Below are 13,041 nucleotides of genomic sequence, written 5' to 3'. Positions count from 1 at the left end.
TCAGAAAAGGACTGGTTTTCTTCATGCCGAAGATCCTCGAGTTCGACGAGAACGCGCGGCGCGCGCTGGAGCGTGGCGTCGACAAGCTCGCGAACACGGTGAAGGTGACGCTGGGCCCGAAGGGCCGCTACGTCGTCCTGGACAAGAAGTGGGGCGCCCCGACCATCACCAACGACGGTGTGACCGTCGCCCGTGAGGTCGAGCTGGACGACCCGTTCGAGAACCTTGGTGCGCAGCTGACCAAGGAGGTCGCCACCAAGACCAACGACATCGCCGGTGACGGCACCACCACCGCGACGGTGCTGGCGCAGGCACTGGTGCACGAGGGCCTGCGGGCGGTCGCCGCCGGCGCCAACCCGATGGGCCTCAAGCGCGGTATCGAGGCGGCCGTCGAGGCGGTCTCGGCCAAGCTGGTGGACACCGCGAAGCCGGTCGACGACAAGGGCGACATGGCCCACGTCGCGACCATCTCCGCCCGCGACGCCGAGATCGGCGCGCTGATCGCGGACGCGTTCGACAAGGTCGGCAAGGACGGTGTGATCACCGTCGAGGAGTCGAACACCTTCGGTACCGAGCTCGAGTTCACCGAGGGCATGCAGTTCGACAAGGGCTACATCTCGCCGTACTTCATCACCGACGCCGAGGCCGGCGAAGCGGTGCTGGAGGACCCGTACATCCTGATCCACCAGGGCAAGATCTCCGCGATCGCGGACCTGCTGCCGCTGCTGGAGAAGGTCGTGCAGTCCGGCAAGACGCTGCTGATCATCGCCGAGGACGTCGAGGCCGAGGCGCTGTCGACCCTGGTGGTCAACAAGATCCGCGGCAACTTCACCTCGGTCGCCGTCAAGGCGCCGGGCTTCGGTGACCGCCGCAAGGCGATGCTGGAGGACCTGGCCGCGCTCACCGGCGCGCAGGTCGTCGCTCCCGAGGTCGGGCTGAAGCTCGACCAGGTCGGCCTCGAGGTGCTCGGTTCGGCCCGCCGGATCGTCGTCTCCAAGGACAACACGACCGTCGTCGAGGGTTCCGGCAAGGCCGAGGACATCGAGGGCCGGGTCAACCAGATCAAGGCCGAGATCGAGCGCACCGACTCCGACTGGGACCGCGAGAAGCTGCAGGAGCGGCTGGCCAAGCTGGCCGGTGGCGTCTGCGTGATCAAGGTCGGCGCGGCCACCGAGGTCGAGCTGAAGGAGAAGAAGCACCGGATCGAGGACGCGGTGTCCGCGACCCGGGCCGCGATCGAGGAGGGCATCGTCGCCGGTGGCGGCTCCGCCCTGGTGCACGCGGCCGCGGTGCTGGACAACGGCCTGGACCTGGAGGGCGACGAGCTCTCCGGCGTCAAGATCGTCCGCAAGGCAGTCGTCGAGCCGCTGCGCTGGATCGCCGAGAACGGTGGCTACGAGGGCTACGTCGTGGTTGCCAAGGTCGCGGAGCTGGAGTCCGGCAACGGCTTCAACGCGGCCACCGGTGAGTACGGCGACCTGCTCGGCAGCGGCGTACTGGACCCGGTCAAGGTGACCCGGTCCGCGCTCGCCAACGCCGGCTCGATCGCCGCGCTCCTGCTGACCACCGAGACCCTGGTGGTCGACAAGCCCGAGGAAGAGGAACCCGCCGCCGCCGGCCACGGCCACGGCCACGGTCACTGACCCTCAGGCAGCAGTTCCACAGCACAAGCACCGCCCGGCAGCCCCGCTGCCGGGCGGTGCTCTGCTGTCCAGGACAACCCACCCACCACCCCACGCCTGCGCCCACCGCGCCGCCCAGCTACGACGCCTGACCCGCGACCCCACCACGCCGGCTCACCGCGCCGGCCGGATACGACGCCCCTCCCGCCACCCCAGCCACGCCGGCCCACCGCGCCGCGCACGTACGACACTCCTCCCGCCACCCGCACGCACGCCGCCCCACCGCGCCGGCTCACCGCGCCGGTCGGGTACAACCCCTCCCGCCACCCCAGGCACCGCGGCTCACCGCGCCGCGCACGTACGACGCTCCTCCCGCCGCCCGCAGGCACGCCGCCCCACCGCGCCACCCGGGTACGACGGTCCACCCGCCGTCCCCAGTACGACGGTCCACCCGCGTGGCTCGGGTACGGCGATGCGCCAACTTCCACGCCTGAGGTCCGGTGATGCACCCCGGCCCAAACCCTCGACCGAGCAGCACGCGTGGACCGCCGTACCCCGCACGCGGCGGGGCGGGCCGCCGGACCCAAACGCCGCAGGCGCGACGTCCGACACAAACGCCGCGCGTGCGGACCGTCGTACCGGCCGCGGCGACAGACCGCGGATCGGAGGGGGCACACGCGCTGGAGCACGGGGTTGCCTTTGTGCCACCGGGCTCAGTGCGTGGGTTTGCGCGGCTCAGGTACGGCGATTTGCGCTGTCTCGGCGGGTCGGGAGACAGGCGATGGTGTCTGGGGATAGGTAATTGCCTGTCTCCAGACCCCATTGCCTATCTCCGGTTCCCACCCCGGCCTCCACCAGGACGTGAAGGTGGCAAGCACGGCGTCGGGGCATGACGAGGCACCGCTTGTTCACCTCGGTGAAGTCAGTCAGTACGACGGTCCACCCACACCGGTCGGGTCCAGCGGTTCGGCCGCGCGTTCGGGATTCTTGGGTCCGCCCGCCACGCCTAGGTCCGTCGGTCCGCACGTGCGGGTCGGGTTCGGGGGTTCGCGTGAGCCGGTCGGGTTCGGGGTTCACGTGAGCCGGTCGGGTTTGGTGGTCCGCCCGTCGGGTGCGGCTACGACGGTCCAGCCGCACCGCTCGGATCCGGCCGTTCAGCCGCGCGTTCGGTCGGCCCTGCCACGCCGAGGTACGGCGGTCCGCACGTGCCGATCCGGTGTGGGGGCTCGTGCCGTCGCGTGCGCGTGCGGTGGTTCGTGCTACCGGGCTCAGGTGCGGCGGTTCGTCCCGCCGGGCTCAGGTACGGCGGTTTGTTCCGCCGGGCTCAGGTACGGCGGTTTGTTCCGCTGGGTTCAGGTGCGGCGGGTTGCACTGCCTCGGCGGGGTCGGGAGACAGGTAATGGTGTCTGGGGATAGGCAATTACCTGTCTCCAGAAGCCATCGCCTGTATCGGGTTGTGGCCCAGGCTCCTCGCGCCGGGTCGCGGGGTCTCAGGCCGGCTCTCCGCCACGCGGTTGTAGTTCCAACATTGGCGCTGCCCCCGCCCGTCCCGGGTCCCAGCTCGGCTCTGCGCTCCGGGCCTCCGGAGGTCTGTGCTCTGTTCCGCCCGGGGGCCGGTGGCCGGTAGCCGGTGGCTGCTGGTGTTGGCGGTGTTGGCGGGTGGGGGCTGGTGGGGGCTGCTGTGGCGGTGGTGGCGGTGGTGGCGGTGGTGGCGGTGGTGGTGGCGGTGGTGGTGGCGGTGGTGGCGGTGGTGGTGGCGGTGGTGGTGGCGGTGGTGGCGGTGGTGGCGGTGGTGGCGGTGGTGGTGGTGGTGGGTGGGGGCTGGTGGAATGGGTGGGTGTTGATTCGGGAGCGGTGTGATGAGGATTTGGGTGTGTGCGTCGAGGTGCTGCGTTCGGTGCATGAGCTGGCCGGGTATCCGATCAACTGGCCTGGGGATCCGGGGCGGTGGTTGACGCCGGAGGGTGCTCTTGGGTGTTGGGTTGCTGTCGACGGTCGGCGCGTGGTGGGGCATGTGGTGTTGACCGCTGTTGGCGAGCGCGCTGAGGTGGAGCGGTTGTTCGTGGATCCGGGCGTGGGGCGGCGGGGGATCGGGCGGCAACTGTTGGAGCACTGTGTGGTGATGGCTGCGGAGTTGGGGCGGGAGCTTTCGCTTGAGGTGGTGGACAACGGTGGTGCCGCCGTACGGCTTTATCGGCGGGCCGGGTGGGTCGAGACCGGACGTACTGCGATCGACTGGGGCGGCGAATACGCCTCGGAGCTCATCCGGTTCGCCGCACCTGCGGACCTGACTCGCCAGTAGTTACAGATCGTGATGGAAACATGCGCTTGACCACGAATTGCCACTAGGCAACCGAGGTTGAGCTCTATACCATCTGTCAGGCCATAAGATTGGCTTGGCCGGTCTGGAACACGAGGGGGCGAGGGGTGGCAGAGGTCAAAGTGCCTGACACCCACGACCGGGTCGAGCTCAGGGATCTTGCCGCGCTGGCCGGCGACGGGGACCGCACAGCTCTCAACGACCTGCTCACCAGGGTGCGCGCTGTGGCGCACCGCTACGTACGGTCCCGTCTGTGGACCTATCCCGGCGGCGCCGACATGGTCGACGACGTCGCACAAGAGGTTTGTGTCGCGGTGTTCGGCGCCTTGAGCCGGTACCGTGACGAGGGGAGGCCTTTCGAGGCTTTCGTCTACGGCATCGCGGCCCGCAAGGTCGCCGATGCCCAGCGTGCGTTCGCGGTCGCCGACGTCTCGACGCCGGACCTACCGGACGGCGCGGACGAGTCACCGACGCCGGAGGAACGTGCGGTTCGGCAGTCCGAGGTCCAGCACATCTGGGGACTGATGGACAAACTGCCGGAGAAGCTGCGCGAGATCCTCCGCCTGCGCGTCGTTGCGGGGATGTCAGCCGAGGAGACCGGCCGGGCACTGGGGATGACACCGGGGGCGGTGAGGGTCGCACAGCATCGGGCGTTGAACACGCTCAGGGGGTTTGTGGGGCATGAAGCACAGTTGGAACGAGGAGCAGCAGGGGAGGGGCATCATGGCTGACCGTTTCGATCTCGACGCGATCGAGGCCGATGACGCACTGCTCGATCTGCTGGCCGCCGGTGGGGAGTCCGCCCGCGCGGCGGGCGAGCACGACCCGGCCCTCGCGCTGCTGGCCGAGCTGCGGCTTGCGGTGGAGGTCGAGGACGAGCTCCCGGTGGAGTCCATCGACGATCCGGAGAGCTTCCTGGCGCGCTGCGCCGCGCTGAACCCGATCACCGACCCGTTCGCCCGCAAGGTCGCGACCCGTGGCCTGGCGTTCGGTGTGGCCGCGGTGGCGGCGCTGTCGGTGTCCGGGGTCGCGGCGGCGGTCAACGGTGACCCGCTGTCGCCGTACGAGAAGGTCATCGAGAAGATGGTCGACGCGGTCCGCCCGCAGACCAGCTTCCCGAAGGAGGACCTGGACGGTCTGCCGGTCGTCGACCGGTCGAAGATCGTCAAGGTCGGCAAGGACTTCGAGAAGAAGGCCAAGGCCGGCGAGCTCGGCACGGACGACTCGAGTGACGGCACCACCGAGCCGGCGCAAGCGCAGAAGGCGGTCGTCACGCCACCGGCGCTGAATGTCGAGAGGCCGGTGGTGACCAACTTCGTCATCCCGACGGAACCGGCCCAGACCCAGGAGCCGACCGGCACCAAGACGACCGAAGAGCCGACCGGTAGCAAGCCGACGACGACGCCGGACGATTCCAAGACGACCGAGACGCCGCCGCCCACGACTCCGACGGAGCCGCCGGCGACGACGACCACCGAGCCGCCGGCGACACCGACCAGCGACCCGACGAACACCGCCACGACGCCGCCGCCGGCGGACCCGTCGACACCGCCGGCTACGACGGACACCGGGAGCGACGGCGGTACGTCGACCGATCCCAGCGCGGGCAACCCGACGACCGCTCCGACCGGCGACCCGTCCGGGTCGACCGATGGCACCGGTGGCACCGGTACCGGCGTACCGGCCGGGGGCGACACGACCGCACCGACAAGTGGTGACACCACCACCCCGGCGGGCGACGCGGGCAACACCACCGGGGCAGGGGATGCCGGCAACACCACCGGGGCAGGCGACGCCGGCAACACCACCGGTACGACCACGCCGGCCGACGACCAGAAGCCGGCCGATGGGGCGACCACGGTCCCGGCCACCGGCAACGACCTGGTCAACCTGGTGCTCGACTCGGTCGCGAACCAGATCGTGCTGCCGACACCGACCGGTCAGCCGAACGTGCCCGCGAGCGCCGAGGAGTACTTCGGCAAGCCCGCAGCCGTGCAGCCGGACGCCCCAGCGAAGAGCGCGTCCGGACGCAAGGGCAGCAAGCCGAAGGCTCGTACGACGAAGACCAGTACGAAGGCCGGGAAGCACTCCAGCGGTGAGGTCAGCACCGGCTCGGTCCGGAAGACCTACGCCAAGGGCAAGCACTCGACCGGTCAGTACCCGGAGGGCAAGCACGCGGCGATCGCCCGCACCCACGGCTCCACCGACGACGCCAGCCTGCTCACGATTCTCGGCATCGTCAACGCACCGATCGACCCGAAGAAGTAACCCAGCTGGTCACCGACCGCCCGCCGCGAGATCGCGGCGGGCGGTTGCCTGTGGACGGCGGATTCGGGGCCTGGTATGGGCGCGGATAGGATGGGGCTCCGTTCTCGCCGTACAAAGGTGCTCGTTTTCCCCATGGACATCACCCCCGCTGGAGTTCCCGACAAGTTCGCCGTCCTCGGCCTCACCTTCGACGACGTCCTGCTGCAGCCGAACGAGTCCGACGTCATCCCGTCCGAGGCGGTCACCCGGTCCCGGGTCAGCCGCAACGTCTGGGTGAACATCCCGCTGGTGTCCAGCGCGATGGACACCGTGACCGAGGCCCGGATGGCGATCGCCATGGCCCGGCAGGGTGGTCTCGGCGTCCTGCACCGCAACCTCTCGATCGAGGACCAGGCCCAGCAGGTCGACCTGGTCAAGCGCTCCGAGTCCGGCATGATCGCGCAGCCGATCACGATCGGCCCGGACGCCAGCATCGGCGAGGCCGACGCGCTCTGTGGTCAGTACCGGATCTCCGGCGTCCCGGTGGTGGACGACGCCGGTGTCCTGGTCGGCATCGTCACCAACCGCGACATGCGCTTCGAGACCGACCTGTCCCGGCCGGTGCGCGAGGTGATGACCAAGCAGCCGCTGATCACCGGCAAGCAGGGCATCGCCGCGGACGACGCGATGGCGCTGCTCAGCAAGCACAAGGTGGAGAAGCTGCCGCTGGTCGACGAGGCCGGCAAGCTGACCGGCCTGATCACGCTGAAGGACTTCGTCAAGCGCGACAAGTTCCCGTTGTCCACCAAGGACGCGACCGGCCGGCTGATGGTCGGTGCCGCGATCGGCTTCTTCGGCGAGGCGTACAAGCGGGCCATGACGCTGGTCGAGGCCGGCGTCGACGTGCTCGTCGTGGACACCGCGCACGGGCACTCCAAGGCGCAGATCGAGATCATCCGCAAGCTCAAGGCCGACCCGGCGACCCGTGGCGTGGACATCGTCGGCGGCAACGTCGGAACCCGGGCCGGCGCGCAGGCCCTGGTCGAGGCAGGCGCGGACGGCGTGAAGGTCGGCGTCGGCCCCGGTTCGATCTGTACGACCCGGGTCGTGTCCGGTGTCGGCGTACCGCAGGTGACCGCGATCTACGAGGCCGCGCTGGCCTGCAAGCCGGCCGGCGTCCCGGTGATCGGCGACGGCGGCCTGCAGTACTCGGGCGACATCGCGAAGGCGCTCGTCGCCGGTGCGGACACGGTCATGCTCGGCTCGCTGCTGGCCGGTTGTGAGGAGTCGCCGGGTGACCTGGTGTTCATCAACGGCAAGCAGTTCAAGGCATACCGCGGGATGGGCTCGCTCGGCGCGATGTCGTCGGCCGGCGGGCTGCGCAAGTCGTACTCGAAGGACCGCTACTTCCAGCACGACGGCGGGAGCGACGAGAAGCTGATCGCCGAGGGCGTCGAGGGCCAGGTGCCGTACCGAGGCCCGCTGTCGGCCGTCGCGCACCAACTGGTCGGCGGCCTGCGCCAGTCGATGTGGTACACCGGCGCCCGCACAATCCCCGAGCTGCAGGAGAACGGCCGCTTCGTCCGGATCACCTCTGCCGGCCTGCAGGAGTCCCACCCGCACGACATCCAGATGACGGTCGAGGCCCCGAACTACTCGGGACGGTGACCGAGCCGGACGAGGCCCTGGTGCGGCGGATGTTCGCCGCGGTACCAGGGCTTCGGTCCGAGCTGGACGAGTACTTGCGGTCGTACGTCGGGGACTGGGCGGGGCCGCCGGTCGCTGTGGAACACCTGCCGGGCTTCCTCGTGAAGCTTGCGCTCGACTGCCGGCGTCGCGGCGCCGACCGGCGCGACCAGATCCGTGAGCTCCTTGTGTTCTTGGAGTCCGAGCTCGGCCACGACGACTTGGTCGACGAGCTGATCGAGTCTTTCTTCGTGGCGTACCTTCCGGAGCCGGCCGACCGGTCCGCGCAGGTTCTGGAGCTGCTCGGTCCGAAGCTGTGGGAGGCCCGGGAGGATCAGCTGCTCGACGACGCGGCAGGAGTGCTGGAGTCTGTTGTCGACTTCGTGTTCAAGCTCGGCGAGGAGGTTCCGCAGGCGGCGGACCGGGTCGCCGAGCACGCCCAGCGCCGCCGGTACGGCGGGTTCGCCGACGCGGTGCTGGCGGAGCTGTCGCACGACGCGGCCGAGCTGGCGGCGAGCGACCGGTGGCTCGAGGTCGGCCCGTTGCTGGACTTCCTGGAGTCGGAGTACGGCGAGAATCCGGCCGTCGACAACGCGATCGACGTGTCGTTCCTGGAGCTGTTGCCTGCACCGGGTGAGCGCGGCGGCGAGATCCTGCGGATGCTCGGTCCGCGACTGCGGGCGGCGTACCGCAGGAGCGATCCACCAGCCGGACAGCCGGGTGGCAGGCGGTAGCCTGTGCGCATGACCGAGATCGAAATCGGCCGTGCCAAGCGGGGCCGGCAGGCGTACGCGTTCGACGACATCGCGATCGTGCCGTCGCGGCGGACGCGGGACCCGGAGGAGGTCTCGGTCGCCTGGCAGATCGACGCGTACCGGTTCGAGCTGCCGATCCTGGCCGCGCCGATGGACTCGGTGATGTCACCGGCGACCGCGATCGCGATCGGCAAGGCCGGCGGTCTCGGCGTGCTCAACCTCGAAGGTCTCTGGACGCGGTACGAGGACCCGACCAGCCTGCTCGAGGAGATCACCAGCCTCGATCAGAAGCAGGCAACGCATCGGCTGCAGGAGATCTACGCGGCGCCGATCAAGCCCGAGCTGATCTCCCAGCGGGTGCAGGAGATCCGCGACTCCGGCGTCACCGTGGCCGGGGCGCTGTCGCCGCAGCGGACGAAGCAGTTCGCCAAGCACGTGGTGGACGCGGGCGTCGACCTGTTCGTCATCCGCGGTACGACGGTGTCGGCCGAGCACGTGTCCGGCCAGGCGGAGCCGCTCAACCTCAAGCAGTTCATCTACGACCTCGACGTCCCGGTGATCGTCGGTGGGTGCGCGACGCACCAGGCGGCGTTGCACCTGATGCGGACCGGTGCGGCCGGCGTCCTCGTCGGGTTCGGCGGTGGCGCGGCGCACACCACCCGCAAGGTGCTCGGCGTGGCGGTGCCGATGGCCAGCGCCGTGGCCGACGTGGCGGCGGCGCGGCGCGACTACATGGACGAGTCCGGCGGACGGTACGTGCACGTGATCGCGGACGGTTCGGTCGGCCGATCCGGTGACGTGGCGAAGGCGATCGCCTGCGGCGCGGACGCGGTGATGGTCGGTTCGCCGCTGGCCCGCGCGAGCGACGCCCCCGGCGGCGGGTTCCACTGGGGTGCCGAGGCCTGGCACCAGGATCTGCCCCGCGGCGAGCGTGTCGAGGTCGGCGTCACCGGCACGATGGAGCAGATCCTGTTCGGCCCGTCCTGGGTCCCGGACGGCACGATGAACCTGGTCGGCGCGTTGAAGCGCGCGATGGCGACCACCGGCTACACGGAGCTCAAGGAGTTCCAGCGGGTCGAGGTCGTCGTCGGTTGAGCACGGGGGTCCTCCTCCTGCACGGTTCGAGTGGTACGCCGGACCTGGAGCGTGCGCGGCTGCTCGAGGCCGCGGGGTGTGACGTGGTCGCGCCGCGGTGGTTCGACGGCCGGATCAGCGAGATCCCGCTCGAGTCGTTCCCGCTGGCCGGCCTGGCCGCGCGGAACGACCGGATCGTGGTGATCGGCGTCTCCCGGGGCGCCGAGGCCGCGCTGCTGCTCGGCACGGTCGACCCGCGGATCGACGCGGTGGTCGCGATCTCGCCGAGCGCGTACGTCTGGCCGTGGATCGAGGACGAACTGCAGACGTCGGCGTGGACGTGGAAGGACCAGCCGCTGCCGTACGTACCGTTCGACCTCGCCTGGGAGCCGGACGACGACCCGCCGAGCTACACCGACTTCTACCGGCAGAGTCTGCGGGCGTACGGCGCGGACGCGGAGACCGCGCGGATCCCGGCCGAGCGGTTCGCGGGCGAGCTGCTGCTGGTCGCCGGTGGTGACGACCGGGTCTGGCCGTCGGTCGACTTCGCCGAAGAGATCGCCGAGGCCCGCGAGGACCTGCCGACCCGGACGATTACCGTCGCGGCCGCCGGGCACCGGCCACTGTTCCCGGGCGAGCAGCCGAAGGCCGGCGGGCAGCGGATGGCCCGTGGCGGTTCGGAGCAGGCCGACCGGGAGCTGGGCGAGCTCGCCTGGCGCGACGTTCTGCGGTTGCTCACAGGCTGAGTAGGGCCGCGCGGGTTGGCAGGTTCTGGAAGGATTGCGGCATGGGATGGTTCAGCCGACGGAGCAGCAGCCAGGACACGGACAATGTTGCCCTCGCCGCGGCGCGAGGTCAGCTGTCCCCGGACGACGTGGACCAGGTGCGGTTCCTGATCACCACGAAGAAGGCGGTGCACGCGGTCAAGCTCATCCGTGAGCGCACCGGCCTCGACCTGAAGCAGTCGCGGGAGCTGGTCGACGACATCCGCCTGGGCCGGTACGTGCCACCGACGACCGGTACGCCGCTGGTCCGCCGGCCCGGCACCAACCTGGCCGAGCGCACGCGCGCCCTCAAGGCGGCCGGCGAGCTCCATCAGGCGACCGCCCTGGTCGTCTCCGAGACCGGCATGACCGAAGCCGAAGCCGGCCTGTTCGTCGGCGCGCTCCGCACCGAGGTCCAGGACTCCTGAGGCGCCCGGGCCCGGGTCGCGGACTCTTAAGGTGACCAGTGCGGGTCGCGGCCGGAGGCGGCGATCAGTGCGTCGGCGGGTTCGGTGTACCCGTCGATGTGCTCAGCGATGATGCCGGCCCTGCGGTACAGCTCCTCGCGTTGCGCGAACCAGGTCCCGACCTCGTCGACGAGCTCCGGTTCCATCCGCGGCGGTACGCCGATCGCCACGGCCAGGTCCCACCCGTGGATCAGGTGGTCCGCCGCGAGTTGGCGCAGGTACTCGGGCGGATCCTCGTCGCCGTACGACAGATGCACCTTGTCGATCGGGCTGGACGCCGCGGCCGTCGCCTCGCGGGCCGCGGACGAGGCCGCGCCGGCCGGGTCGTCCCCGAGCAGATCGCCGTCGAGCGCGTCGCCGACCTCGGCGATCGTCTTGCCCTCCATCAACGGCACGACCCAGCGTTCCTCCCCGACGACGTGGTTCACCAGTGCCCGGACATCCCAGTCCGAGCACGGTGTCGGCGCCGACCACTGATCGCTCGCCACCCCTGACACCAGCTCCGCGAAATTCGTCACCGTGCGGTTGTGCAGCTCCACCACATCCATGACCGCACCCCCTCCCAGCGCCAGCGTCCGCCGGAGCGGACAAGCCGTCAAGCGGCCGCGACCTTACCGGCTGTCAACGCCCGAGCTGGAGTTGCTCCGCGGCCTCGTGGGCGTGGTACGACGCGGCCAGATCGCCGGTCGCGGCGAGCAGGTTGCCGTGGTGCCGGTAGCAGGCGCCGGCCAGGTCCTTCATCTTCTCGTTGCCGTCGGCGTACGGGATCAGCGCGGTCGCGACCTCGGCGCACCAGCCGCCGAGGTCGAGGGCGATCTCCATCCGGCCGGCCTGGAAGTACGCCTCGGAGATGTCGAGCAGCAGCTGCGCCCAGATAGGTACGTACGTCGCGGTCTGGAACCGCATCTTGTGCGACTCGCGTTCGGAGGAGATCGCGAACAGGTAGTGCGCCTCCAGCCCGAGCGTCAGCGCGGTCTCGCCGTCCAGCGGCAGCAACGGCCGCACCAGTTCGGCCAGCTCAGTCGCGCGGACCGCCGCCGACTCCGGGTCGGTCCGGCCGGACACGGTCGCCAGCGTCATCCCCGGCGCGGGTTCGCTCAGCGCGACCAGCCGGTGGTACTGCTCGAACGGCCCGAGCTTGATCTCGGCGTTCTCCAGCGCCGCGACCAGCGTCAGCGGCAGGCCCCGGTCGAGCTCCTCGACCACGCGGGTCGCCGTCTCGACGTCCGTGTCGTACGCGGTCCGCAGGCACGCCTCGCCCTCGAGGCGGCCGATGCTGCCCAGGTGCTTGCCCTTGCGGACCAGCGCGGCGACCAGCGTGCGCATGTCGGTGGCCGAGTCCGAGTCGGCGAGCGTGTCGGCCGTGGTCAGGCCGATCTCGTCCGCTTCGAGCGCGAGGTCCATCCTGCCTTCGGCGGCGTGGACGTCGGCGGACACCGCGGTCGCCGTACACAGGTAGCGGGCGTACGACAGCGATTGCGGGCTCTCGTTGATCTGGTCCGCGAGCTGCAGGAACAGCTGCGTCGCGGCGTCCGCGGACGCGACCGCGAGGGCCGGGTCACCGTACCGTCGCAGGATCAACGCGTTCATCGCCAGCACCCGCGCGAAGTCCGGTTGGTGTTTCAGCCCGTCCGCACCGCCGACGAGTTGGCCGTACGCGATCACGGCGCCGTCCATCTCGAGTACGGCGGTTGCGCCGTGGCCGCGGTGCGCCTGGGTCATCGCGCGGCGCGCGCGGACGTCGGCGAGGAAACAGGTGGCGTCGAGAACGCCGGCATCCTGCAGTTCGGTGTACCCGAGCTGGGCCTCGTGCAGCGCGGCCAGCGCCTCCTCGTGCCGGCCGGAGGCGTTCAGCGAACCGGCCAGCTCGTACTGCGTCGCGGCCATCAGGTGCTTGGCCTCGTAGTGGTTCGGGCGCGCCTCGGCGCGCTCCCTGGCGAGCTCGATGACCCGCTGCTGGTACGGCCCGGCCTCGTCGGCACGGCCCTCTTCGATCAGCACCTGGGCGGTCTGCAGCGCCTCGCCGAGCTCGTCCTCAGGAGGCGTCCAGAGCCCCCCGCTGTCCACCATCTGTACGTTCCACCCCTTCACCTCTGTCAGCGGATC

At 70.3% G+C, this 13,041-nt stretch carries 11 protein-coding genes; 9 read left to right on the top strand and 2 right to left on the bottom strand.

Annotated elements, in window-relative coordinates:
* Positions 1 to 23 precede the first annotated feature (23 nt).
* The 9 genes from groL to FB475_RS09950 all read left to right on the top strand — a co-directional run bounded on the left by groL (position 24) and on the right by FB475_RS09950 (position 10,896).
* Positions 24 to 1,643 (top strand): chaperonin GroEL, encoded by a 1,620-nt coding sequence (groL, locus tag FB475_RS09995; RefSeq protein WP_141854665.1) that lies wholly within the window; start codon positions 24 to 26, stop codon positions 1,641 to 1,643.
* A 1,648-nt stretch (positions 1,644 to 3,291) separates the two neighbouring features.
* Positions 3,292 to 3,924 carry a GNAT family N-acetyltransferase gene (locus tag FB475_RS38085; protein WP_272952061.1) on the top strand — a complete coding sequence of 211 codons (633 nt, stop codon included), beginning with the start codon at positions 3,292 to 3,294 and terminating at the stop codon, positions 3,922 to 3,924.
* 125 nt (positions 3,925 to 4,049) lie between these two features.
* Positions 4,050 to 4,673 carry an RNA polymerase sigma factor ShbA gene (gene shbA / locus FB475_RS09980; protein WP_141854660.1) on the top strand — a complete coding sequence of 208 codons (624 nt, stop codon included), beginning with the start codon at positions 4,050 to 4,052 and terminating at the stop codon, positions 4,671 to 4,673.
* The gene (locus FB475_RS09975; protein ID WP_141854658.1) at positions 4,666 to 6,210 is read left to right on the top strand and encodes a hypothetical protein; all 1,545 of its coding nucleotides are present in this window, start codon (positions 4,666 to 4,668) and stop codon (positions 6,208 to 6,210) included. Before shbA ends, FB475_RS09975 begins: the two co-directional genes overlap by 8 nt.
* Positions 6,211 to 6,342: 132 nt before the next feature.
* Complete coding sequence (guaB, locus tag FB475_RS09970; RefSeq protein ID WP_141854656.1) at positions 6,343 to 7,857, top strand: IMP dehydrogenase; 1,515 nt, start codon at positions 6,343 to 6,345, stop codon at positions 7,855 to 7,857.
* Positions 7,854 to 8,609, top strand: a complete 756-nt coding sequence (locus tag FB475_RS09965) for a DUF7674 family protein (RefSeq protein WP_141854654.1) — start codon at positions 7,854 to 7,856, stop codon at positions 8,607 to 8,609. The genes guaB and FB475_RS09965 overlap by 4 nt, the downstream gene beginning before the upstream one ends.
* Before the next feature lie 9 nt (positions 8,610 to 8,618).
* Complete coding sequence (locus FB475_RS09960; protein ID WP_141854652.1) at positions 8,619 to 9,725, top strand: GuaB3 family IMP dehydrogenase-related protein; 1,107 nt, start codon at positions 8,619 to 8,621, stop codon at positions 9,723 to 9,725.
* Complete coding sequence (locus tag FB475_RS09955; RefSeq protein WP_185759171.1) at positions 9,722 to 10,450, top strand: alpha/beta fold hydrolase; 729 nt, start codon at positions 9,722 to 9,724, stop codon at positions 10,448 to 10,450. Before FB475_RS09960 ends, FB475_RS09955 begins: the two co-directional genes overlap by 4 nt.
* Positions 10,451 to 10,491: 41 nt before the next feature.
* On the top strand, positions 10,492 to 10,896 hold the full coding sequence (locus tag FB475_RS09950) for a hypothetical protein (protein WP_141854648.1): 405 nt from the start codon (positions 10,492 to 10,494) through the stop codon (positions 10,894 to 10,896).
* Positions 10,897 to 10,922: 26 nt separating this feature from the next.
* Here the strand turns inward: FB475_RS09950 and FB475_RS09945 are convergent, their stop codons facing one another.
* Both FB475_RS09945 and FB475_RS09940 read right to left on the bottom strand, forming a co-directional pair.
* Positions 10,923 to 11,483 (bottom strand): TIGR03086 family metal-binding protein, encoded by a 561-nt coding sequence (locus tag FB475_RS09945; protein ID WP_141854646.1) that lies wholly within the window; start codon positions 11,481 to 11,483, stop codon positions 10,923 to 10,925.
* A 73-nt stretch (positions 11,484 to 11,556) separates the two neighbouring features.
* Positions 11,557 to 13,005: a hypothetical protein gene (locus FB475_RS09940; RefSeq protein WP_141854644.1), complete on the bottom strand. Its 1,449-nt coding sequence runs from the start codon at positions 13,003 to 13,005 to the stop codon at positions 11,557 to 11,559.
* Positions 13,006 to 13,041: the final 36 nt, after the last annotated feature.

Origin of the sequence: Kribbella jejuensis, assembly GCF_006715085.1 — a bacterium.
Lineage (GTDB): Bacteria > Actinomycetota > Actinomycetes > Propionibacteriales > Kribbellaceae > Kribbella > Kribbella jejuensis.
This window is presented reverse-complemented; position numbering and strand designations above follow the sequence as displayed.

Coding starts and splice junctions, on each gene's coding strand:
- FB475_RS09950 (WP_141854648.1), top strand. CDS start 10,492: ATGGGATGGTTCAGCCGACGGAGCAGCAGCCAGGACACGGACAATGTT.
- guaB (WP_141854656.1), top strand. CDS start 6,343: ATGGACATCACCCCCGCTGGAGTTCCCGACAAGTTCGCCGTCCTCGGC.
- FB475_RS09975 (WP_141854658.1), top strand. CDS start 4,666: ATGGCTGACCGTTTCGATCTCGACGCGATCGAGGCCGATGACGCACTG.
- groL (WP_141854665.1), top strand. CDS start 24: ATGCCGAAGATCCTCGAGTTCGACGAGAACGCGCGGCGCGCGCTGGAG.
- FB475_RS09960 (WP_141854652.1), top strand. CDS start 8,619: ATGACCGAGATCGAAATCGGCCGTGCCAAGCGGGGCCGGCAGGCGTAC.
- FB475_RS09945 (WP_141854646.1), bottom strand. CDS start 11,483: ATGGATGTGGTGGAGCTGCACAACCGCACGGTGACGAATTTCGCGGAG.
- FB475_RS09940 (WP_141854644.1), bottom strand. CDS start 13,005: ATGGTGGACAGCGGGGGGCTCTGGACGCCTCCTGAGGACGAGCTCGGC.